This is a genomic window from Bartonella sp. W8167 (assembly GCF_016100335.1).
Lineage (GTDB): Bacteria > Pseudomonadota > Alphaproteobacteria > Rhizobiales > Rhizobiaceae > Bartonella > Bartonella apis.
In genome coordinates this window covers 225509-249539 of record NZ_JACFSQ010000001.1, presented here as the reverse complement: position 1 = coordinate 249539, position 24031 = coordinate 225509, and the positions used below count along the sequence as shown (strand labels likewise).

The window sequence follows — 24031 nt, the reverse complement described above, 5'->3', positions numbered from 1 at the left end:
TTTATTGCGAGCCGGTGCGCCACTCGAACACAATGATATATTTCTAAACTGTCACATTTGTTCAAAGTTGGAACAGAAACATTCTTTTAAAAACCGGTTTTATAACTTGGCGTTGATTCGACTTGGTTAATAATGACTTAATATTAACCGCGTTTTTCCCCGTTGTTTTTCCACAGGTAGCGGTTTTTGTTGCAATAATGATACAGTGGGCCTTCAAACAAGGCGATAAAGCGGCAAAAAGGCGATTGTTTGATTCAAATCAATGGATATTTTGGCTTAAATGGTTTTGAAAGTAATCCAACTACTGATGTGAATAACGCACCACTTATTGATTTAGGAGACGTAAATATGAAGAAATTGATCGGTAGCAGTATCGTTGCGATCGCTGCAGCACTCAGCTTCTCAGGTTCAGCTTCGGCTGCCGATGTTCAGAGTGCCAAGCCTGTTGTTCAGGAAGCCCAAAGCCCATGGCAGATCCGCGTTCGCGCTCTTGGCGTTGTTCCGCGTGACAAAGGCCGTGTTCACCAGATCCCTGGCTCTGAAATGGATTTCTCGAGCACTGTCATTCCTGAACTCGATATCACTTACTATTTCACTAACAACATCGCTGCCGAATTGATTTTGGGCACAACCTATTCGTCAATCGACGGTAAAGGTTCATTGCATGCAGCAGGTGCCGGCAAGCTTGGTAAAACATGGCTCTTGCCTCCAACACTTACTGTTCAATACCACTTCACAAACTTCGGCGCATTCAAGCCGTATGTTGGTGCTGGTGTTAACTACACAATCTTCTACAATCAGGATGCTGACCACAACTCCGCTGGCGTTGGTTTGAAAGACCTCGACATCGACAATACATGGGGCGGCGCTCTTCAAGTTGGTTTCGACTACATGCTCGACCAACACTGGGGCTTCAACTTTGATGTCAAGAAACTTTACCTCCGTCCGGATTTCGATGCCAAGCTGAACAATGCAACTTCTGCTGCTTTGGGTATGGATGAGCACATCAGCGGTAAAGCAAAGCTTGATCCGTGGCTGATCGGCGCTGGTGTAACCTATCGCTTCTAACAAAGGCGGGGGCTTGAAAAAGTAAATTGAGGGGGCTTGGTTTACTTTTCACAAAAAAAGGACGCTTTTTAGCGTCCTTTTTTGTTGCCTGAGCCTTTCGTGCCCGAGCCTTTTGGTTCTCGTTCGATTATTGCCCTTTCGATTGTTGCCTGTTCTGGCGTTGTCTGTTCTCTAGCGTTGTCTGATCTTTTTTTGTTGCCTTTTGAATGCCTAATCAGCCTTGAGCGGGATTAGAGGTGAATCACATTCCGGTTTTAGCCAATTGCTTTTTCCATCTCGATAAAGCAGCTTTTATCCGTTTAGAATGGCGACACTATATGGCATAAATTTACGCACTCTTCTCCGATAGGTTGCCCCTTTATCTGCTCCGTCATGTGCATTGATAATCGGAAAGCGACGCTTTACTTGATGTACAAGCAACGTTCAGGCTCCTATTTTCCTTCGCTATTCCACTTGGCGTCGGTTGTTACCCAATGTTCCCCTCCTCCTTATTAACCTTGTCGTTTCATGTTATAAGTCGCTTTTATCGTTGTTTGGTCGGCTGTGTCGCGATACTCGATCCGCAGATTGAATAGGAAGATTTCCTCATTTCCTGAAGTTCAGTCGGTCATTGACCTCATCAACCGACTAAAGCTGATTTTTATCACTTATCTTCTTGTGTCTGGAACAGAATGACGACCATGCTTTATTGTCGCGAATGCATGTACTTGCATAAATGCATGTACTTGCATAAAAGCGTGCTCCAATGCGCTTTTTCCGGTGCTTGCAAAAACGCTTGGGCGTGCCCCTTCGCTTGGGCAAACTCCTTCGCTTGGGCGTGCCCCTTGTGCCTCTTCGCCTTAGTCAAGTTTTCAAGAAAATGCTTAAGCCAGTTTTGGCAACACGTTTTGTTTTGTAGAATATGTTTCCCACCCATTGCTTTGACCGGTTTGCCCTTTCCCTTTGATTGTTTCATCCATCCGAATGGTATCGTGATTTCTTGATAGTCGAAAAACTTGTCTCTTTTTTATTGTTTTTCCCGTTTTTTTCAAAGCTTTACAATAAATTTGCCATTTTTTCCTTTCTATCCTCTTGTTTTTCAAGCTCTTTTGTTTTTTTGTTGCCTATTTTTATTGTCTCGCTATGTTCTGTGGGATGTTTCAGTTGGCTCATATATCCGACATTCACTTGTCGCCGCTACCTACCCGTCGTCTCTACGAGCTCATGGGCAAGCGTTTAACCGGTTATATAAACTGGAAGAAAAACCGCACCGGTGAAATGGGAAGGCAAACGCTTGATGCTTTGATGGAAAGTCTCAAACAGAAGCAAGCCGACCATCTTGTTATTTCGGGTGATCTTGTCAATCTTTCTTTGCCACGGGAATTTGCTGCTGCCAAGGACTGGCTTGTAGCGCAAGGTCCTGCAAGCGATATCTCGCTTACATTCGGCAATCACGATGCCTATGTCGGGGGTGCATTCAAAAAAGCTTGCAAAACCTTTCGCCCCTGGATTACGAGCGAGGAAGCCCATGCTTGGAGTGCTGTTTTTCCCTATATGCGCATTCGCGGTCAAGTTGCCATTATTGCTGTTTCTTCGGCAATCGCCACGCCACCTTTTTTTGCTACCGGCCGTTTCGACAGCGCGCAAGCCTATCATTTGGCCGACCTTTTACGCGAAGCCAAGGAACGCAATCTTTTCAGAGTGGTGATGATTCATCATCCGCCATACAAGAATGCAACCTATTGGTATAAAAAATTATGGGGTATTGAACGTTTCCAGCGCGTTATCAAGCAACATGGTGCCGAGCTTATTCTTCACGGTCATACCCATGTTCCGTCGCTTGAACATATAGATGGTAAAGACCGTGATGTACCGGTGGTTGGCGTTGCTTCTGCCTCGCAAGCATTCGGAGGCAAAAAGCCGCCTGCCAATTACAACTGGTTTACAATTGATGGTGACTGCGAAAGTTGGCATTGCGGGCTTGAGCGCTATACGGTGGTAAACAGCGAAAACGAAATCAACTGCACTGAAAATATCCCGCTTTTTTAAAGCGAAGGTAAAAATATCAGCGTTTCATTTTTCTGCAAAGCGGTTCTCCGAAAGACATGAATTATAAGGTTTGTTGACATAAAAAATCGGGCTTGGTGTTTCCCACCTCACCCGATTTTTAAATTTTCAACAATTTGCGTTGAAGGTTTTTTTAAATCTTCAACTTTGTTAAAAGGCTCAGCGTTCCAACCGGTTTACTGCCGAAACAATGGCATCAAGCGATGCGGTTGCGATGTTTTCATCAATGGCAACACCGAAGATTTTGCCTTCCGGATAGGCTATTTCCATATAGCAAATGGCTTTGGCATCTGAACCGCGTTGCAATGAATGTTCCGAATAATCGACAACCGAAAGTTTTTCGTTCAGATATTTGGAAAAAGCGTCGATAAAGCCATCAACCAGACCGGTACCCGTTCCTTTAATGGTTTGTTCTTTTCCATGATCGGTAATTGTTGCCGTCACATTAATGCGTCCTTTTTCATTCGGATCTGCTTTGGTTTTGTAGTCGACAAAGCCGAAGCGCCCATTATTCTGTTTGACATAAGTTTTGACAAACTCGTCATAAATCCGCTTGGAAGGCAGTTCCTTACCTTCTTTATCGGTGATGTGCTGGATGACATCACGAAATTCGATTTGCAAGGCGCGTGGCAGATTAAGACCGTAATCGGATTGCAGAATATAGGCGATGCCACCTTTACCCGACTGCGAATTGATGCGGATAATGGCTTCATAACTTCTGCCGACATCTTGCGGATCAATCGGCAGATAAGGCACTTCCCACAAAGTCTTGTTCGACTTTTTCATTGCCTTCATGCCTTTATTGATCGCATCCTGATGCGAACCCGAAAAAGCGGTATAGACCAATTCACCGACATAGGGGTGGCGTTCCGGAATTTTGAGCTGATTGCAATATTCATAAACTTCCTTGATCTTTTCTATATTCGAGCAATCAAGTTCAGGGTCGACCCCTTGGGTAAACATATTCAATGCAAGCGCGACAACATCGACATTACCTGTCCGTTCACCATTGCCAAACAGTGTGCCTTCCACGCGGTCGGCACCGGCAAGCAGCCCCAACTCGGCTGCCGCAATGCCGCAACCGCGGTCATTATGCGGGTGCAAGGAAATCAGAACACTGTCACGGCGGTCAATATTGCGCCCCATCCATTCGATCTCGTCGGCATAAATATTGGGCGTCGACATTTCCACTGTCGAAGGCAAGTTCAAAATCATTTTGTTGTCAGGCGTCGGATTGACAATTTCGATCACTGCATTCGAAATTTCCAGCGCGACTTCAAGTTCGGTACCGGTGAAACTTTCCGGCGAATATTCAAAACGGTAATGTTTGCCGGCTTTTGCAGCCATATTCATGACCATTTTTGCCGCATCGGTTGCTATTTTCTTGATACCGGCAACATCTTTGCCAAACACCACCCGCCGCTGTAATTCGCTTGTCGAATTATAAAAATGCACAATCGGATGGTTGGCGCCCTCCAATGCTTCGAATGTACGGGTAATCAATTCCGGACGACATTGCACCAGCACCTGCAAACTCACATTTTCCGGAACATTGCCTTGTTCGATACACCAGCGCGCAAAGTCGAAATCGGTTTGCGAGGCTGATGGGAAACCTATCTCGATTTCCGGAAAGCCCATTTCAAGAAGCATGCGGAACATACGCTCCTTGCGGTCTTGACCCATCGGGTCAATCAAAGCCTGATTGCCATCGCGCAGATCCACCGAACACCAGATTGGTGCCTTCTCAATACGCTTGTCAGGCCACGTGCGGTCTTTCAATGAAACTTGCGGGTAAGGTTGATATTTTTGCGATGCTGTCGGCATGCCTTTTTGTGAAAATTCTGGTGAAATACTCATAGTTTATGCTCGTCTGAAATACCGGATACCGGTTGATATTTTAAAATGAAGATTGTTGAAGAGGAGCATTTACGCCGGCGGGAAACGACCGCCGGGCGCCCCTCACCGGCCCCGGCAGTCGCTCATAAGCCCGAGAAGAAGCAAGTTTGATGGCAATGCACAAAAGCCCGCATCCGTGACGCGGCAAAAATCAAACAGCTTTTGTGAATCAAACTTTTCCATGGTCGAAAATATGACATAGCTTTTTTTCAAGCGCAACCCGTTTTATAAAACACGCACATGCTCTTCATCAAAGCCTTAATACCCCCCTTGTCTTAAAAGATTCGTTACCCTTGTCAGGATGGCGAAATTTTGGCAATCAGGGTTCTTATTCATAAGCTTGGCGCTAGACGACAGTCATGCCGACGCTGGTTCAAAGCCCTGATAACTTTTATTACCCTTATCCGGATGATTACACTTTTCTTGATATCCCGCTTGTGGCAATCAAGGCTTTGTCGGCGCTTATTGAAAAGTTGTGCCCACGCGGCTTCAAAGCCGCACATAATCTCATTACAAAGCCTCGTCCCCCTTCCTTTAAGGCTCGAAAAGCCTTGTGACCGATCAAAGTTTCAAGCGGTGGCGCAGCAGGTTTATAAGCAGAGCTGTTTTCATGTCGTTGATCTGTCCTTTGTCGTTAAGCTTTATTGCCTCTTCAACGGACATTTCGACAATTTCGAGATTTTCGCCTTCCTGGACAAGCCCGCCGCCAGCAAAATGGTGATCCTGCGGGCGATAGCGCGCAAGATAAAGCCAAAGCTGTTCGGTTGAAAACCCCGGAGTTGTAAAGCCTTTGAAAACAAGTTCGAGATTGTGGATTTGGTATCCTAATTCCTCTTTTGCCTCGCGCAGCATGGTGTCATCGGCCGACTCGTCTTTTTCAATGTGACCGGCGCAGGCTTCCAGAACATACATGGCACCTGTTGCAAGGAAGACAGGCGCACGAAACTGCTTGACAAAAAGCACAGTTTTTCTTTCCGCGTCATAGGGCAGAACCGCAGCGCCATTGCGATTATGATAGGTTTCGCGCTTTAGCGTTTTCCACGTGCCATCCGCATCCTGCTGCTCATAGGAAACGGCTGTCAGTTTTGTCCAATGATCGGACAAAACAGTTTCTTTCAAATTTCTGATTTTTAACATAATGCTCCTCATGCAATGGGAACGGCAGTCGTCCCCTTTGGCAGTTTTGCCTCCTCTTCCGGCTCGATGTGAATAACGATACGTGCGTTTTCGACTTCTTTTTTAAGAGCATCTTCGATTCTGTTGCATATATCGTGGGCATCTCCCACCGTCATTTTGGAAGGAACCACCAGATGAAATTCTATAAAGGTGACCTGACCGGCTACACGTGTGCGCAAATCATGCGCTTCAATGGCACCGGCCGCATGGCTTGAAATAGTGTCTCTGATGCGCATCGTCTCTTCAAGCTCGACGCCGACATCCATCAACCCTTGTACCGAATTGTTGATGACTTTCCACCCTTGCCAGAGAATATTCAAGGCCACAATAATGGCAAGCACCGGATCAAGAATGGCCCACCCTGTCAGGATCGCCGCAAGAAGGCCTGCAAGCACGCCGAAAGAAGTAAGAACATCGGTCATCAAATGCATACCGTCGGCTTTCAATGCCGGAGAATGCGAAATCTTACCCTGTTTTATCAGAATGAGAGCCCAGATCGCATTGATGGCACTCGCTGCAAGGTTGATCGCGAGCCCATATCCGGGTTGTTCCGGCAAATGGCTGGACGTCAGTAAAGGCCATGATTCACGCAAGATCATGATGGCCGCGACAAAAATCATCGCACCTTCAAGAATTGCCGAAAAATATTCTGCCTTGGTGTGGCCGAACGGGTGATCGTTATCGGCCGGTTTCATGCTGATAAGGATGGCAACATAAGCAGCAATTGCCGCAATGACATTGACAATCGATTCCAGCGCATCCGAATAGAGAGCTACAGAACCGGTTACATAATACGCGAAATATTTGAGTGCAAAAACAACAATGGCAACAGGGATAGACCATATTGCCAATTGTTTCAGCCTTGAATTCGCATCTGTCATCGCCATGCTTTCCTGACCAATTTTGAAACGACGTTTTCAATGATTGCCATACCGACATTGCCACCAAGACTCATGATTGATTCAGGATGGAACTGGACAGCCGCAATCGGCAGGCTTTTATGTTCGATTGCCATGATAACACCATCAGCGGTTTCTGCTGTCACATCGAATTCGGCAGGCAGACGGCTCGGGTCGGCAAAAATCGAATGATAGCGGCCAACCGTTATTTCTTTTGGCAGATCCTTAAACAACAAGCTTTTGCCAATGATATTAATGCGCGAGGGTTTGCCATGCATCGGTTTATCAAGAACACGAAGGCTTCCACCGAACGCTTCTGTCAAAGCTTGCAATCCCAGACAAACTCCGAAAATCGGAATTTTACGCGCCCTTGCCTTATTGATTGTGTCTTCACACTTGAAATCTTTTGGCGTTCCCGGCCCCGGTGACAAAACAACGAGATTGGGATTGACCGTTTCAAACACCTTTTCATCGACAGGGCTTCTCACCGTTGTCACTTTCGCGCCTGTCTCGCGGAAATAATTGGCAAGCGTGTGCACAAATGAATCCTCATGGTCGACAAGCAGAATATTGACACCCGTACCTGGCTTTTCTTTTTCCTGCCTTACGGCTTTCGGTAACGGTTTGGCGCTGTCACGAATAGCAGCAATCATGGCGGACGCTTTCAATTCTGTCTCTTTTTCTTCGTCTTCCGGATTGGAATCGTAAAGCAAAGTTGCGCCTGCTCTTACCGATGCCACACCATCCTTGATGCGCACGGTGCGAAGTGTTAGCCCCGTATTCATGTCGCCATTAAAGAAGATCATACCGATAGCGCCGGCATACCATGCGCGCGCACTTCTTTCATGATTTTCGATAAAACGCATTGCCCACAATTTCGGTGCACCGGTCACAGTCACTGCCCATGCATGCGACAGAAAAGCATCGAATGCATCAAGGCCATTGCGCAAGCGTCCCTCAATATGATCAACCGTGTGAATGAGGCGCGAATACATTTCAATTTGCCGACGCCCGATGACCCTCACCGAACCCGGTTCACAAACGCGGCTTTTATCATTGCGGTCAACATCCGAGCACATAGTCAATTCCGATTCATCCTTTTTGGAATTGAGCAATGTCAAAATCTGCTCGGAATCTGCAATGGCATCTTGCCCCCGTTTGATTGTTCCGGAAATCGGGCAGGTTTCAACCCGCCTTCCGGTCACGCGAACATACATTTCAGGCGAAGCACCGACGAGATATTCTTCCTGCCCCAGATTGATAAAAAACGAATAGGGCGAAGGATTGGTGAGTTTCAGCCTTTTGCTGATTGCCGAAGGACTTGCCGGACATGGCTCGTAAAATGTTTGCCCCGGTACCACTTCAAAAAGATCGCCGCGCTTGAAACTTTCCTTGGCTTCTCTTACCAAAGCGGCATATTCGCCCTTTTTGTGATCGCCTTTTTGCGGAATGGTGTTTGCCGCTTTGAATGGCTGTTCAACCGTTTTGCGGCTTAAACCTGCAGTCGACATATCGGAAAAAGAAAAATCGTAATTCTCTATCCATGCGCGCGCCGAATAATGGTCAACAATGAGAATGGAATCAGGCAGGTAAAGCACCAGATCGCGCTGGTCTTCAGGTCGTTTGATTTTAAATTCGATGGGTTCGAACTGGAACGCAAGGTCATAACCGAAGGCTCCGTAAAGCCCGAGGCTCTGATCTTCCGTTGAATGAAAAATATCGCAAATTGCCCGTAAAAGAGAAAAAATAGACGGCATACGGGAACGTTCTTCCTCGTTGAAGACGCGCCCCGGTTTTTTGACCGTAAGTGTCAATTTGTTGGCAGTGCGTTCGGTTGTTTCCACCGCGTCAAGAATTTCAAGGCGCGGCTCGATCATATCAAGGATAATTTTTCCGCGCTCGTTCAGCGCCTCGATTTTCATAACCCGCCCGCGCGACGTAATAGCAATTGGTGGGTCGATAATGCCCGAATCCCACCGCGTATAGCGCCCCGGATATTCATAGTTTGAAGAAAAAATGGCCCCGCGGCGGCTATCAAGTGCTTCAACCATTTTGTCGATTGCACCCTCATAGGCAATATCCTTGCACGAACGGCGAACCTTTATGTCCCCTTTCGTGAGATATTCAAAAGTCTTTCCACCAACCATGTTTTTATCCATTTTTAAACTCCGCTCTGTTTTAAAGGTCACCACCGGAACGGAGTATATAAAAAAGGCCGCCCGGTTTTTTCCGTCGCGACCTCGTCTTGAATTTTACGCACAAGCAATCAGGGCCGCTAGAAGCAACCCCACCACCAGATCATGAATGTGCGTTTATTGTTCATAAGAATTCTTTTAACCTTTCCGCCATATCAAGGCAACAGAAAACATTATGATGAAAAACGCTTATTCTTTTCTGCAACCGAAACGGGCATGGCAATTTTCGTGGTGTTCCAACCCATTTGTCATAAATGAAACGAAAAACCGGACTGTCTTTTTCCAAAACCGCATAACCCGACGACTTGCTCTGATACGTCCTTGACTTGCCCGACAAACGCATCAAACACCGTTTTTCGAACTATCCTCATCGTTTTATGCGCCTCATTATATTCAAATAGAGTTTTAATAAATAAAAATTCTTACTTAGATTTTGTGGTAAAAATAATTCTTAAAAAAATTTTCAATGTTTAACGACGACTTTATCGAACTGATCAGCTTGATCTTAAAATTTTTATGGATTTTTTAAGACTATAGAAATTCGATTCGCTTTTATGATTCCACTTAAACACTTGAAAGGCGTAAATTCTGAAGTTTCAAAAACTTGGATATACTCGAGATAAGAACAATAGATCAAATTGTTTAAAATATTGAAAGATAAAGAAAAGTCCGGGCATTGGGAACCCGGACTTTTCTCCCCCTCTTAAGAAAGGGGGCACAGGTGTAGGAAATAGCGGGGGACCTAGACACCTGTCGCCTGCACTGCAAGAACTGAAGTTCTGTTGTGCGGCAATCACGAATATAGGTGAGGGTTTATAATAGTCAACAAAATTCTACAACCTTAGGTTTTAGATTTTCAGACTGTCGCCCCAATCCGAACGCCGCATCACAGAATAATTTTTTTTGTCTTTGCGCGTGGAAGTGACGGCTTCCTTTTGCCCCGCAGGGGTGCAAAGGTAACAGCTTATTTTTCCGCTCGAGCGGAGCGGACGGGAAAGGATGCGACAATATTGCACATCTGGTTGGTTATGCGAAAGCGCGAGATAACAGAATTTTTCGTCTTCAAATGGAACAACAGCCTGTTTGGCAAGCCGGTGGGTGCGCGAGCGTTCTACTCTTACCGAAAAATGACACCAGTCAGGAGGCACGATCGGACAAGCCAATTCATGCGGGCAAGGTGCAACAATATGGGCGCCTTTTTCAATTAGCCTGTCACGTTGGCGGATCAATCTTTGAAAACCGGCAGGCGTACCCGGTTCAACGAGGAAAAGTATGTCTCCGGTCTTGTTCCATAGGCCATCAACAAGGCGATCCTGTATTTTTTCGGAAAGTTCATCGAGCACGTAACTTGCTGTGACAAGATCCGCTTTGCCGAGATTTTCAAAATAGGCAGAAGAAATATCCATATTCTGCCAGTCTGTTGTCACCTGTTTTTTCTCGGACGGGCTGCTATCGTCATGGGCAAGGGTCGCTGAAAACAGCTTTTTACCGATAGCGATAATATCATTGCTTTGTTCAATGAGCGTTGCATTTTCAAGTGCGGGGAAAAGTCTTGTAGCCGCAAAAACTGCGGTTCCCGGACCGGCACCGACATCAAGCTGGCTTGATGGTGAAAAGGATGGAACAATATCCTGAACCTGTTGGAGTGCTGAAAAAACGGCGGCATAAGTTGCCGGAAAACGCGCAGCAACATAACCGAGAGCTGCATTTTTGTTACCAATATGCATTTTCCCGTCCAGCACTTCATCGCGGTAACGTTTGGTAAGACGGCTTGAAGCTTTTTCGAGGTCGGCCGTGTTGGTCGTTTGAAAAATTTCGTCGAGCGCGCTTTTTAATTGAGCGGGAAGTTGCATGGCAGGATTCCATTATACAAGGCTTTTCTTGTGAACCTTATTTCATTCTTTGTTGAAATAGTCTAACCCCGTCCTTAAGCTGGATGATGTGTAATCATGGAGTAGCCCGAAACTTTGTCAGGCATTTTAAAAAACATAGCGATTTTTTTCTTCAGCCTGTTTCTCACAATAGATGCAGGAATTGCTCCTTCGCATGCAGCAGAACCGCAAGCTTGTAAAACGGTCCGTTTTGCCGATACCGGATGGACCGACATTTCCATTACAACAGCGATAGCAACCACGCTTCTTGAAGCGTTGGGTTATGAAACAGAAACGCGCATTTTATCGGTTCCGGTTACCTATGCCTCGCTTTCCAATGGCGATATCGACGTTTTTCTCGGCTATTGGAACCCTTCCATGACACCGGATTTCACCCCCTATCGGGATGACGGCAGTGTCGAACTTTTAGGCTATAATCTTGAAGGCGCCAAATATACCTTGGCTGTGCCACAATTTGCCTATGAGAAAGGCTTGAAAACTTTTGAGGATATCAAAAAGTTCGGGCCCGAGCTTGGTTACGCCATTTATGGTGTTGAACCGGGAAATGATGGTAACAGGCTTATCCTGTCGCTCCTTGATGACAAAGATTTGGGGCTTAAAGATTTCCACATTGTCGAAACCTCCGAACAGGCCATGCTTGCCGAAGTAGAAGCGCGTATTCACGAAAACCGGCCAATCGTTTTTTTGGGCTGGGAACCGCACCCGATGAATTTGCGCTTCAAAATGGCCTATCTTTCCGGTGGTGACAAATATTTCGGGAAAAATTTCGGCAATGCCAAAGTCGGCACCAATATTCGCCGCAATTACAGTCGGGAATGCCCGAATGTAACGCGCTTTCTTGGCAATCTTGCTTTTGATGTCGACATGGAAAACCGGTTAATGGTCAATGTTCTTGACCATGGTGAAGATCCCGAACATGCTGCCCGTTCGTGGCTTTCAGCCAATAGGGAGAAAGTTGCAACCTGGCTTACGGGTGTTACCGCTTTTAACGGTGGCAATGCAGGCGAAGCTGTTGACAATGCATTAAAACTACAAAACGAGAACACGGGTTTTTCCTATAAAATCCCTATTGGAAAAGGCGCAAATACAATCGTCCAATTTTTGAAAGAGCATGGCGGGCTCTTTTTTACGGCTGTCCGTTTGGGGCTCGATAACCTTCTTAAAGGAACACTGGCGCTGTTACTATGGCCAAATCCTTTGTTGCTCATCGGTTTTTTATGTGTTCTTGCCTTTGCCATCCAGAGAAACTGGCGCGTCGTGGTGCTCACGGCAATAGGTTTTCTTTTCGTCATCAATCAGGGCTATTGGATTGATACGATGGAAACAATAACCTTGTTGTTCTGGTCGTGCATTCTTTGCATGGGAATAGGTGTTCCCGTTGGCATTGCCTGTGCCCACCGGCCAAAAATCTATCGTGTAATCGAGCCGATTCTCGACCTCATGCAAACATTGCCGACCTTTGTCTATCTGATACCGGCGATCATTTTCTTCCGTATCGGCATGGTACCGGGGTTGATTGCAACGATTATCTTTGTGCTTCCCGCCCCGATAAGACTAACCCAGCAGGGTATTGTTTCGACGCCGAAAGCGCTGATCGAGGCAGGCAAGGCATTCGGCTCCAACCGACGGCAGATATTGTGGAAAATCGAATTTCCCCATGCTATGCCGGAAATACGTGCGGGCATGACACAAACCATTATGCTATCGCTTTCCATGGTGGTGATTGCAGCAACTGTTGGCGGTAACGGACTGGGCGTCAAAGTTTACCGTGCGCTACAACAACATGATGCTGCCATGGGCTTTGAAGCGGGCTGCGTCATTGTGGTGGTGGCCATTGTCCTTGACCGCCTGTTCCGTCCGGGAAAGGCACGCTAATGGCCAGAGTGATTATCGATCATGTCAGTGTGGTTTTTGGCAATCGGCGCAAGCAGGCGCTTGAGCTTGCTGCTCAGGGTGCATCACGGGCAGAAATCAAGGATTTAACCAATACGGTGCTTGGTGTCCATGAATGTTCACTCGACATTGCCGAGGGTGAAACGCTGGTTTTAATGGGATTGTCCGGTTCAGGAAAATCGACTTTGCTGCGCACCATCAACCGTTTGATAAAGCCGGTTGAAGGCAATATTTATGTTGGTGATGTCGGAAAAGAAATCAACGTTACCACCGCTTCCAGCGAAGAATTGCGTTATGTGCGCACCCGCCTTGTTTCCATGGTGTTCCAGCAATTTGGCCTGTTTCCTTGGCGTACAGTTGCCGATAATATCGGTTTTGGCCTCGAAGTGGCGGGAGTGCCAAAGAAGCAACGTCAGGCCATTATTGCCGAACAGCTTGATCTTGTCGGACTGAATGAATGGGCAAACCGCATGGTGACCGAGCTTTCCGGCGGTATGCAACAAAGAATTGGCCTTGCCCGGGCTTTTGCAACCGGTGCACCGGTATTATTGATGGACGAGCCGTTTTCCGCCCTTGACCCGCTTATTCGCAACCATCTACAGGACGAACTTCTGGAACTGCAAAAGCGGCTCAATAAAACCTTGGTATTTGTGAGCCATGACCTTGATGAAGCCATCAAAATGGGCAACCGCATTGCTATTATGGAAGACGGGCGAATCTTACAATGCGGCACAGCACAGGAAATTGTGCTCACGCCGGCCAATGAACATGTGGCCAACTTTGTGCGCCACATCAATCCTTTAAGCTTCTTGACGGCAAGACAGGTTATGCGCCCCTATAATTATGAAAATAGCGATATTTCTGTTGCAGCCATGGCAAAACCTGATACCAGTTTACCCGATCTCATCAGTGCTTGCGACCGCAAAAACGGCGCCATAGGCGTTGCCGAAAACGGACGTGTCATCGGTGTGATAACCGGGGAAGACATTATCCACCATCTGGCAGAACACCAGAAACGGTGATAGGTGTGTTTTATGAGTTTGGATATTACGACAATCAGCGATGTTGATGACCCGCGGCTGCTCCCTTATCGGGATATTCGCGAACGGGATCTGGTCGGCCGCGAACATCATTTTATCGCCGAAGGCAAGGTTGTGCTTTCAGTGCTTTTGCGTTCGAACCGTTTTCAGGCTCAATCACTGCTTGTTGCAGCAGCCAAGCTTTTGGGGTTAATGCCAATATTGGAAGCAACAAAGCCCACCTGCCCGATCTATTGTGTACCGCAAAAGATTATGGACGATATTGCAGGCTTCAATGTGCACCGCGGAATTCTCGGTATCGGAGAACGGATAAGCACCCCGACACTTGATGAATTTCTGGCAAGTTTACCCGAAAAAGCACTGGTTCCGGTTTTATGCGGCATTTCCAACCATGATAATATGGGCTCGATCTTCCGCAATGCTGCGGCTTTTGCGGCCGACGGTATTATCATTGATAAAACAAGTTGTGATCCGCTTTACCGCAAAGCCATTCGCGTGTCGGTGGGGGCGGCACTGAAAGTGCCCTATACTCAAGGTGAGGATATCAAGCATATTCTTGACGCGCTCGAAAAAGCCGATTTCCGGATCTACTCGCTTTCGCCATCAGCACCGAATTATTTGAAAGATGCGGAAGTGGCAAAAAGAACTGCTCTCGTTTTCGGAACAGAAGGTGAAGGCCTTCCTGAATTTGTGCTTAAAGATACCGAGACCTTACGCATTCCCATTGCCTATGATTTTGACAGCCTGAACGTTGCCACTGCAACAGGATTGGCACTTGAACATTTTGCCGATTTTGACAAACTGAATTGAGAGCTTCGGGAAAAGATTGTTTTTCTAGGCCTGAAACGCAATTGTTCTTCATCAAAAGATAAAAAGCAGCTTCGGCCATTTTTTTCCGCAACCACGGCAGAAAAATAAGAATAACCCGAAACATTCAGGCAAAATCTCGAGAGACAGCCAAGGCTTTCTTCAGACACAACCGACGAGGTTTTCTCGAACATAGCCAATAGGGTTTTCTCTTGAACACAAACCAGACGGGCTAAGCTGAACATAGTCCACAGGCCATTCGCAAGCACAAGCAACAAGACTTTTCTTTAACACGTTCGTCAAACCTTCCTCAGACACAGCCGGCGAGGTTTTCCCGAACAAAGCCAATAGGGTTTTCTCTTGAACACAAACCGGACGGGTTAAGCTGAATATAGTCCACAAGCCATTCGCAAGCTCAAGCAACAAGACCTTTCTTAAACACGGTCATCAAGCCTTCCTCAGACACAGGCAACAAGACTTTTCTTGAACACAGTCATCAAGCCTTCCTCAGACACAGCCTGTAAGGTTTTCTCGAACAAATCCAATAGGGTTTTCTTTTGAACACAAACCGGACGGGCTAAGCTGAATATAGTCCACAAGCCATTCGCAAGCTCAAGCAACAAGACTTTTCTTTAACACGTTCGTCAAACCTTCCTCAGACACAGCCGGCGAGGTTTTCCCGAACAAAGCCACACGGTTTTCCGTGAACACCGACAACAAAGTTTATCCGGACGTGGGTGGGCTTTCTTCCTATACAATCGGCCAGGCTTTCTTGGTGAGAGTCGGGAAGGCTTGCATCAATACATGTTGGTGAAAACTTGCTTTGTGAAAAGCAGATATGTTTGTCCATGACAAATGCAAAGAGCCTTAAGCCTGGAGATGCAAAGATGTTGCTGCGGGCAAATGGTTTTGCCTGCCGGTTTTTTGTCTGTTACTTTGAAACGCCCTGAGCTATCAGGCTGCGGTGTTTTCACGTGTTTGATCGAGCAGGTTTTTAAGCATTGCCTCGGCACGCGCATCCCGCTCCGAACGGGTGATAAAGCCGCCGCCAAGAACGCGTGCATCATTGCTGTCATTATCATAAAGAACACAGGCTTGTCCGGGGGCAACGCCGGTTTCGCCTTCCAGCAATTCAACCGTCAACACACCGTCTTCGACTTTCAAAATCGCCGGACGTGGCGGACGTGTGGAGCGTACTTTTGCAGCAACAACGATACCATCCTTCGGAAATTCGTCGATATTTTCGTCGCCCAGCCAATTAGCATCACGCAAAAACAATTTGCGGGTTTCGAGTGCTTCTCTCGGACCGACAATGACGCGCGCATTTTCTGCATCAAGATAGACAACATAGAGGGCTTCGCCGGTTGCAATGCCAATACCGCGACGCTGACCGATAGTATAATTGACAATACCCGCATGGCGACCAAGAATGCGCCCGTCAATATGGACAATATCACCCGGATTGGCAGCTTCGGGACGCAATTTGGCAATCACATCCGAATAACGCCCCTGGGGCACAAAACAAATATCCTGACTGTCATGCTTGGATGCAACAGAAAGTCCCATTTCGGCAGCAATTTCGCGAACATGGGGTTTTGCCAGATCGCCCAAAGGAAAACGCAGATAATCAATCTGCTCCTGCGTTGTGGCAAAAAGGAAATAGCTCTGGTCACGATTGGCGTCGACCGGCCGATATAATGCACGGTGCGCACCATTCGGACGACTTCTTATATAGTGACCTGTTGCCAAAGCATCGGCACCAAGATTTTTTGCCGTCACAAGAAGATCGGCAAATTTCACCGTCTGGTTACAGGCAACACAGGGAATTGGCGTTTCGCCATGAGCATAGCTATCGGCAAAGGGATTGATGACCGCTTCACGGAAGCGGGCTTCATAATCCAGCACATAATGGGGAATACCCAAAGTTTCCGAAACACGCCGCGCATCCTCGATATCCTGACCGGCACAGCAAGAGCCAACGCGATGGGTTGCCGCACCATGATCGTAAAGTTGAAGGGTGACGCCGACCACATCATAGCCTTCTTTTTTCAACAATCCCGCAACAACGGACGAATCGACACCACCCGACATGGCAACGACCACGCGTGTGTCTTCAGGACGTTTTGGAAGATCAAGACTGTTGAGAGACATAAGCTTACCTTCTAACCCATTGGCGGCTTGTTGAAATAATATTGTGTTTTGAAACGCACAACGCAACCGCCGCTTCAAAAAAGAAACTCTAAAACGGGGCAATTTATGAAAACCCGTTTTCTCCAGTTTATAAAAAAACAAAAAAAAATAAAGTAGCGTTTTTTGTTCAAGTTTGTTTGATTACCGCATTTTTTAGTTAACCTACTGATATTTATCAATTTTAAATAAAAAACACAATTTCGCGCCTTGCTATTTGTTAAATTTCCGTTTCCACCTGTTTAGCTCTTTTTTAAAGCTCGGCGTTTATTGTCGCTTCAGGTCCTTGAATAAGAGTAGAGAGTACAATGACCGAGTTAGTAAGAACACGAGTAAAATACGTTATTGGCCCAGATGGGAGTCCGCTTACGATCACCGACCTGCCGCCAAGCAATACAAGGCGCTGGGTTATCCGTCGCAAAGCCGAAGTTGTTGCCGCTGTCAGAGGTGGCCTGCTCAGTTTAGATGAAGCCTGCCAACGTTATACTTTGACGGTGGAAGAGTTTTTATCCTGGCAATGCTCGATTGATGAACATGGTCTTGCGGGCTTACGCACAACGCGTATTCAGCAATACCGGCATTGATATGCTTGACCCTTCTTGCCTTGAAATATCAATAAGACAACCGTTTCTTTCATTTTAAGAAACGGTTGTTTTATATTAAGGCGATTTCAAGAATGCGGGATAAAAATTTTCCTGAAAATGAACACATGCGGAAACGAGGCTGCAAGTTCAAAACCTTGTTTTGAGACTCCCTACCACATTTTAAAAAACACTTTTTGCAAGACGCAATTCTGCAAAAAAATTACACGCCTTGGAAAATTCAATTGTTGCAGCATTGAAATCGCCTGTTTTCCCGACTTTTTGAAAATTTAACCCATTTCTTGTTTTTACAGATTCTTTTCGTTCTTGACTTTTAGAATTCGGATATCATTCTCTGCCCGCTTGAGGACTCTTCGTCTTTATTGCGGTCATTATTGCGCAAGTTTTCTCTGCCGGCTTTGGAGCCAAAGAAAAGACCATTCTGGCAGATTGCAATTCTTCACATTTTTTTAAAACTTTTTTAAAGCTCCTCCGGACGGGTGAGCGGTTCTTTTCCATCTTAGGGTCGTCCCCCACATCCTCTTTTTGCGCTTAAGACTCATTTTCTTCTCAAGCCTGTTTGGCAGGCGGAAGGGATTCCAAAGCTCTATTTCCGGTTAAGTGCGAGGCTTCCGTAACAAAGAAGTGATTTCAAAACTTCTTCTTAATTTAAGTGCGAGGCTTGTTTTCAACCTTGCACATCAAGCAGGCAATCACTTGTTTGAGCTTAGTGCTTGGCGGGTAAAATCCTCAGCGCAAAATCGAAATAAGTTCCCAGCTGATCGCCTGATTTGTTGGAAAGACACGTTGATATAATCGGAAAAGTTACGGGATATGACCGGAATGATGATGTTCGGGTGCTCACAAAGCCCGCCTAAAGGTGAGAAACTGTTGCGAGGAACAATCCGGATGTAATGGGCAAAGATCAGGAAAAGCATGAAGATAAGGAAAGCACGAAAAAAATGGCCGGTTCTTCAACCGACCATTTCATGCCCGCCATCAGTAGGCACTGGAGAATAGTTTCGGGTTTCGTCCACGCTGTGTTGAAAGCGCGTTTTGATGAAAAATTAGTGCTTTGCCGAAGGTCCCGATTTTTAAATATCGTCAAAGAAACGGGAAAAAACCGTTTTCCGTTAAAACGCTCTGTGCCCTTAACGACCGAAAGGTTAAAATATTCGCAACGTGTTTCCTTGAAGATTTTCGTCCTCGCCCACGACCAGTGAATTAGCATCGGGGTAGAATTTAAAAAACTGCGACCTCAACCGATCATCGAGCGGCTTTGGACAAACACTGCATCTTCATCGGGCAATGCCTTGCCGTCGCGTTCTTCCAAAGCTTTTGCACGCTCAAGTTCGGCTTCAAGCTCATGCAGCTTCATTTCGCCGGATGCTTTCTGGATTTGCAAATCACGGATGGAATTCATGAGGTTTTCGCGCCGTTGACGGGCCGCACGTGCAAAAGTGGGATAGGCAAAATGGTTGACATCGGTAATACCGGATTTGCGCTCTTCATTAACAATCTGCGCTTCCAACTCGCTTGCCATACGATTGAACTCGCCCATCATCATATCAAGTTGAGAAATCTGGCGACGTTTTTCGCGCACCTGGAACATCTTCAACCGAACCACACTTTCACGCGGTTTCATACGCAATACTCCTTGACTACCGTGAACAAAAACACGTTCACACCTTGATACTCATACACTCACCGGACAAACGGTTTATCTCCATTTGTTAAAGGAACCATGAACGCTCCCCGAAGAGATGGCAGGTTTGTTCACGGCTTTCCTCACCCGACGCTTATAACGAACGAAATCGGGCAGGATTTTTAACCATTTGTTTACGGTCTTTGAGCACTATAGCGGATGTCCCTTAAAGCTCGGTAAACAAAAGGCCATTTTCCAACACAAAAAAGCCTTTTTTGAAACCGGAAACAGTGAGTCTGTTGAATCGGTTAGAGCAATTTCTTAAAGTAAAAATTAAGCATATCTGTTCAGTTTTTATCACCTTGAATCAAGGTAATACAAGGTTTTTTTCACAAAATTTTATTAACTTCTTGCCAACGAGAATCATATTTTGTTAACCATTTTGATGCAGATTGGTTAAAGAGGCAACGAATTGTTCTGAGTGCTGCCGAAATGTAAAATCATGGTTTCGGTTAAAATCATGATTTTATGGTGTTTTTTAAATCAACTGTGCACGTTCATGGCGCAGTTGTTTGCATTGACCGCGATAACGCCTGATTCGGCTAGTGGAAAGGGGATATAGGATATGCGCGTTTTATTGATTGAAGATGACCACGCGACAGCGACAAGCATCGAGCTTATGCTCAAATCGGAAAGCTTTAACGTCTACACAACAGACCTTGGAGAGGAAGGTGTAGACCTTGGTAAATTATATGATTACGATATCATTTTGTTAGACCTCAACCTGCCTGATATGTCGGGTTACGAAGTTTTGCGCACTTTGCGTCTTTCCAAAGTCAAAACGCCAATCCTCATTCTTTCCGGCATGGGCGGCATTGAAGATAAAGTGCGCGGCCTTGGCTTTGGCGCCGATGATTATATGACCAAGCCATTTCATAAAGATGAATTGGTTGCCCGCATTCATGCTATTGTTCGCCGTTCGAAGGGACACGCCCAATCGGTGATTGCGACCGGTGACCTTGTTGTCAATCTTGATGCAAAAACCGTTGAAATCGGCGGTCATCCGGTTCATTTGACTGGCAAAGAATACCAGATGCTCGAACTTCTCTCCCTGCGCAAGGGAACAACTTTGACCAAGGAAATGTTCTTGAACCATCTTTATGGTGGCATGGACGAGCCGGAACTAAAAATTATCGACGTTTTCATCTGCAAACTGCGCAAGAAGCTGGATGCTGTTTCCGGTGGCGTCAATTACATCGAAACTGTTTGGGGTCGCGGTTATGTGCTGCGTGAACCGACAGAAGAACCGATGCGCGAAACTGCTTGATTTTTCTTAAAAATTTGGTTTCACGACAGATGATTTGAATAAATGCGCCGGAGACTTTTCCGTTTTTAAAAAAAGTCTTCGGCTTTCTTTTTTGCTTCACCTATAATGTTTCACCTATCATATTGGTGCACCATCATTTTTTGCCGGTGTTAAGGCTCTGTTTTCCGGCACCCAAATTTCTGCCTTTGCCTCAAGTTCCCGGCTATAAATTTTTCTGTTTTTTATCACTCATTATCAATCCTGCTTATCAATAAGGTGATCTTCCGCCTAAAGAAGGAAAATCCCTTTAATCAATTCTTATAAAAACTCAGAAGTTGTTTAACGATCCGGCATTTCCAAACTGGAGTTTTAAAAAAACGCGTGAAAGCACTCTTCAAATCAATTTTTAAGTGGCAATTGTTCAACGGATGGAAATTGCTTGGCTGTTCCAACTTTTAAAACGCAAGTTTTAATACTGGAAAAGAAAAATGCTTGAAGCTTTTTATTCATTCGCAAACGCAGCTTTGGAGATCGAACCAAAAGAAAAATTTGATAGGCAAAGCAAAAACCATTCGGCACGGGAAAATTATTTCGCCCTCGCCCGGCTTAGCGCCCGTCAACATCTGCTTTTTTTCTACAAGAAAAGGGGAATGATAGCATGAGAGAAAAACGTTTTGCCCATGCCGATTTTTTAACCGGCATGTTTTTTAAAAAAACGGTATTTTGCAAAAACAGTGCAAAATGCGATACAGAAATGTCCAAACAGTTCTCTTGTCAGCCGACTGTAAAAGTGATGATTTCCGGCTGGGCCTGAACACCGATTGTCATATTGGCCATTTGTGCCAAAAGCAAAGTGTAATAAAATTGTACGCTATGGGCATCAATCGGTTCTTCAGGAACCTGACCATTATATAATTCAAGGAATTTCGGCGGCACACGCAACATTTTTCCGCTTACCTTGAGTTGGAAAGCGCGTTTACCATTTTCTTCGCCGATCTCGACGACAATATCGCCACCGCGTGGAATGGAAAGGTTAGCCACCAGAACAAGATTGAGCAACAGCTTCACTTCATTCTTTGGCAAAAGTAGACGCGGTGCCTTCCAATCAAGATTGCCTTTTTCGTTTTCCATGTAATTTTTGGCAACTGTTTCGGCATCACCGCTATCAATCTCGCTTCCGGCTGATCCGGCCGCACCGAAAGCAATGCGGGCAAATTGCAATTTTGACGATGCATTGACCGCCGACATGCGGATGAGTTCTATGGCATCTTCCTGTGCGTCACTTTCGTCATAAAGTTCGACACCGTTATTGATTGCCCCGACAGGTGAAATAAGGTCGTGGCAAATGCGGCTGCATAACAATGCGGCAAGATCGGCGGGGCTCAAAGTGACAGCTAAAGGCATAATGAAAAACTCCAAAAACTACGTTTTGGCTTTGCTCTAAATCAAAACCCTTAAGATTCCATGGACAGAACTTAAAAAAATATGAACCGTTGAAAATTACATTTATCCCCATATTCTCCGGCTTTTTGCAAATTATCCCGCCTATTTTTAAGCGTTTTTATGGTTTTTAAGAATTTAAACAACTTTGCCCGTTAGAATCAGAAGAAACCGGGTCTTTGCATCATGAAAGACCCAACCATTGAGTGACCAGAAGAGGTGAAACACTATGACCGGTTCCATCCGTATTCAGTGGCGTAAAGTCGTTTTTCTCTTTGCGTTGGCTTTGTTTACAACATTGTTCGCAATTGGCGGATTGACCCCGTTGCAAGCTCAAACCCAACAGCAAAACGGGCGCTATACGGCTCAGGAAATTATCGATTCCGGACATCGCTTTTTCGGCGATGCTGCCGGCAGTATGGCCACCGCAATCGAAAAAGTATTTGCCAAATATGGATTGCCGAACGGTTATATCCTCGGCGAAGAAGGTTCCGGCGCCATTATCGGCGGGCTTACCTATGGTGAAGGCACGCTTTACACAAAAAATGTCGGCGATCACAAGGTTTTCTGGCAGGGGCCGACAATCGGCTGGGATATTGGCGGCCAAGGCTCGCGCTTGATGATTCTTGTTTACGAGCTTGACAGTGTCAACAATCTTTGGGGACGTTATGCCGGTATTTCCGGCTCTGCTTATTTTGTTGCAGGTGTGGGCTTTCATGTGCTTAAGAAAGGAAATATCCTTTTGGTACCGGTCAGAACCGGTGTTGGCGCACGTTTGGGGGTCAATATCGGTTACCTGAAATTGACACCGGCAGCCACCTGGAATCCGTTTTAAACATTTGTCGGGCATCCGAGGCCTTTTATGCTTATCCAGTCGGTACTGTTTTTCATTCTTGGCATAGCTGCCACGACACTCGTTCTAATCCTGCTTGCTCCGGCAATCTGGCGGCGCGCGCTTTATCTTGCCCGCAAACAGATCGCGCAGGGTGTGCCGCTCTCGCTCACCGAAATCGAAGCAGATAGAGATTTTTTGCGTGCAAAACAGGCAGTAGAACTCGTCAAGCGCGACGAAAAATTCGAGCGTCTTAGCGAAAAATATGCAAGTCAAAAGCGCGAACTCGATCACGCAAAAGAAGAGCTTTGGCGCCTGAGCGGTGCCGATGAACGCGCAAACTTGTTGTCGGAACAATTGGCAGACGGGCAAGAGGAACTTGAAACCGAAAAACAGCTTGTTGCCACACTCGAAAGTAATAAGGGAAAGACCGTGGAGGAAATTCGCGACCAATTGATTGAAGAGCGTAAAGCCCGAGCGGCAAACCGTATCGAGGACGATGAAATCAAACGTCTGGAAGATGAAGTTGCAACTTTGAAAAGCAAGCTTGCCGAAGCAACACGAGACTTGCAGCAAAACAAAATCACCAAAGCCGATATGGATAAGCTGCGCGAAGAGATCATGGATACTGCGGCAAAATTTACGGCCAACGTTGCAATATCGGAAGGTGCATCTTCTCCCATTCCCGACCTTGTCAAACAGGCTCGCGGCAAAAAAAGCCTTGCCGCCCGCATCAAAAACGATTTGAAGGCAGAAAAACAAAAACAGAATAAAACATCTGCCCCCAAAAAGCCTGCAAAACGCAAAACTGCAACAAAAGCCAATAAAACCGGAAAGCCAGAATAGCCCCAAGCAAATAGTATGAAACAACCAAACAAAATCGTTTCAGAAAGATAGCGCCTCATCGCGCATCTGAAGCTTAGTTTGTTCGCCAAGCCTTATGACTATTTTGTTTATGTTTTCCAAACCGAAAGCTCAAGTTCTGCGAGAAGCCATAAAATCTTTGCTTGAAACAATTTCAGGCTTGAATTCCGGTTGCGCTCGATGATTTCCGGCACGCTCCCCAATTTTATTGTTGTGGCCTTTTCGTTGTTGAAAACTTTTGTTACGCTATTTTGGAAAACCGGC

18 protein-coding genes and 1 pseudogene are annotated in these 24031 nt (G+C 46.1%); 11 read left to right on the top strand and 8 right to left on the bottom strand.

The window, feature by feature from the left end; all coding sequences use genetic code 11:
- Positions 1-348 precede the first annotated feature (348 nt).
- Both H3V12_RS00895 and H3V12_RS00890 read left to right on the top strand, forming a co-directional pair.
- Positions 349-1068, top strand: a complete 720-nt coding sequence (locus H3V12_RS00895; protein ID WP_075916595.1) for an OmpW family protein — start codon at positions 349-351, stop codon at positions 1066-1068.
- A gap of 1122 nt (positions 1069-2190) precedes the next feature.
- Positions 2191-3096 carry a metallophosphoesterase gene (locus H3V12_RS00890; RefSeq protein ID WP_198212135.1) on the top strand — a complete coding sequence of 302 codons (906 nt, stop codon included), beginning with the start codon at positions 2191-2193 and terminating at the stop codon, positions 3094-3096.
- Positions 3097-3273: 177 nt separating this feature from the next.
- Here H3V12_RS00890 and leuA read toward each other — a convergent pair whose 3' ends face one another.
- Positions 3274-4971, bottom strand: coding sequence for a 2-isopropylmalate synthase (gene leuA / locus H3V12_RS00885; RefSeq protein WP_198212133.1), 1698 nt, complete (start codon positions 4969-4971; stop codon positions 3274-3276).
- A 398-nt stretch (positions 4972-5369) separates the two neighbouring features.
- Here leuA and H3V12_RS00880 point away from each other — a divergent pair, with 398 nt between their 5' ends.
- A complete protein-coding gene (locus H3V12_RS00880; RefSeq protein WP_198212131.1) occupies positions 5370-5567 on the top strand; it encodes a hypothetical protein in 198 nt (65 codons plus the stop codon).
- A 4-nt stretch (positions 5568-5571) separates the two neighbouring features.
- On the opposite strand, the gene H3V12_RS00875 is transcribed toward H3V12_RS00880, so the two are convergent.
- From H3V12_RS00875 to H3V12_RS00860, 4 genes are all read right to left on the bottom strand, one after another.
- Positions 5572-6147 carry an NUDIX hydrolase gene (locus H3V12_RS00875; protein ID WP_083650286.1) on the bottom strand — a complete coding sequence of 192 codons (576 nt, stop codon included), beginning with the start codon at positions 6145-6147 and terminating at the stop codon, positions 5572-5574.
- Positions 6148-6155: 8 nt separating this feature from the next.
- Entirely contained in the window at positions 6156-7067 is a 912-nt protein-coding gene (locus H3V12_RS00870) for a cation diffusion facilitator family transporter (protein WP_198212129.1), read from the bottom strand.
- On the bottom strand, positions 7064-9244 hold the full coding sequence (locus H3V12_RS00865; RefSeq protein ID WP_198212127.1) for an anthranilate synthase: 2181 nt from the start codon (positions 9242-9244) through the stop codon (positions 7064-7066). The genes H3V12_RS00870 and H3V12_RS00865 overlap by 4 nt, the downstream gene beginning before the upstream one ends.
- 884 nt (positions 9245-10128) lie before the next feature.
- On the bottom strand, positions 10129-11133 hold the full coding sequence (locus tag H3V12_RS00860) for a small ribosomal subunit Rsm22 family protein (protein WP_198212126.1): 1005 nt from the start codon (positions 11131-11133) through the stop codon (positions 10129-10131).
- 135 nt (positions 11134-11268) lie between these two features.
- Between H3V12_RS00860 and choX the strand changes: the two are divergent.
- The 4 genes and pseudogenes from choX to H3V12_RS00845 form a co-directional block, all read left to right on the top strand.
- Positions 11269-12186, top strand: a pseudogene (gene choX / locus H3V12_RS11150) (choline ABC transporter substrate-binding protein); the annotation flags it as partial.
- Positions 12187-12234: 48 nt separating this feature from the next.
- Positions 12235-13047: a choline ABC transporter permease subunit gene (gene choW, locus H3V12_RS11145; RefSeq protein ID WP_343211715.1), complete on the top strand. Its 813-nt coding sequence runs from the start codon at positions 12235-12237 to the stop codon at positions 13045-13047.
- On the top strand, positions 13047-14087 hold the full coding sequence (locus H3V12_RS00850; protein WP_198212121.1) for an ATP-binding cassette domain-containing protein: 1041 nt from the start codon (positions 13047-13049) through the stop codon (positions 14085-14087). The genes choW and H3V12_RS00850 overlap by 1 nt, the downstream gene beginning before the upstream one ends.
- A gap of 12 nt (positions 14088-14099) precedes the next feature.
- On the top strand, positions 14100-14915 hold the full coding sequence (locus tag H3V12_RS00845; RefSeq protein WP_198212114.1) for an RNA methyltransferase: 816 nt from the start codon (positions 14100-14102) through the stop codon (positions 14913-14915).
- A 951-nt stretch (positions 14916-15866) separates the two neighbouring features.
- Here the strand turns inward: H3V12_RS00845 and mnmA are convergent.
- Positions 15867-17063, bottom strand: coding sequence for a tRNA 2-thiouridine(34) synthase MnmA (mnmA, locus tag H3V12_RS00840; RefSeq protein WP_198212112.1), 1197 nt, complete (start codon positions 17061-17063; stop codon positions 15867-15869).
- A 344-nt stretch (positions 17064-17407) separates the two neighbouring features.
- Here mnmA and H3V12_RS00835 point away from each other — a divergent pair, with 344 nt between their 5' ends.
- Complete coding sequence (locus tag H3V12_RS00835) at positions 17408-17683, top strand: DUF1153 domain-containing protein (RefSeq protein ID WP_075868936.1); 276 nt, start codon at positions 17408-17410, stop codon at positions 17681-17683.
- A 1255-nt stretch (positions 17684-18938) separates the two neighbouring features.
- On the opposite strand, the gene H3V12_RS00830 is transcribed toward H3V12_RS00835, so the two are convergent.
- Complete coding sequence (locus H3V12_RS00830; protein WP_075868938.1) at positions 18939-19325, bottom strand: flagellar export protein FliJ; 387 nt, start codon at positions 19323-19325, stop codon at positions 18939-18941.
- Between the two features lie 625 nt (positions 19326-19950).
- Here H3V12_RS00830 and H3V12_RS00825 point away from each other — a divergent pair.
- Positions 19951-20652, top strand: coding sequence for a response regulator transcription factor CtrA (locus H3V12_RS00825; RefSeq protein ID WP_075868939.1), 702 nt, complete (start codon positions 19951-19953; stop codon positions 20650-20652).
- A gap of 753 nt (positions 20653-21405) precedes the next feature.
- Here H3V12_RS00825 and H3V12_RS00820 read toward each other — a convergent pair.
- On the bottom strand, positions 21406-22035 hold the full coding sequence (locus tag H3V12_RS00820; RefSeq protein WP_198212110.1) for a histidine phosphotransferase family protein: 630 nt from the start codon (positions 22033-22035) through the stop codon (positions 21406-21408).
- A 334-nt stretch (positions 22036-22369) separates the two neighbouring features.
- Between H3V12_RS00820 and H3V12_RS00815 the strand changes: the two genes are divergently transcribed.
- Together H3V12_RS00815 and H3V12_RS00810 are read left to right on the top strand one after the other, a co-directional pair.
- Positions 22370-22906 carry an EipA family protein gene (locus H3V12_RS00815; RefSeq protein ID WP_341462571.1) on the top strand — a complete coding sequence of 179 codons (537 nt, stop codon included), beginning with the start codon at positions 22370-22372 and terminating at the stop codon, positions 22904-22906.
- Positions 22907-22933: 27 nt separating this feature from the next.
- Entirely contained in the window at positions 22934-23749 is an 816-nt protein-coding gene (locus H3V12_RS00810) for a hypothetical protein (protein ID WP_198212106.1), read from the top strand.
- Positions 23750-24031 lie beyond the last annotated feature (282 nt).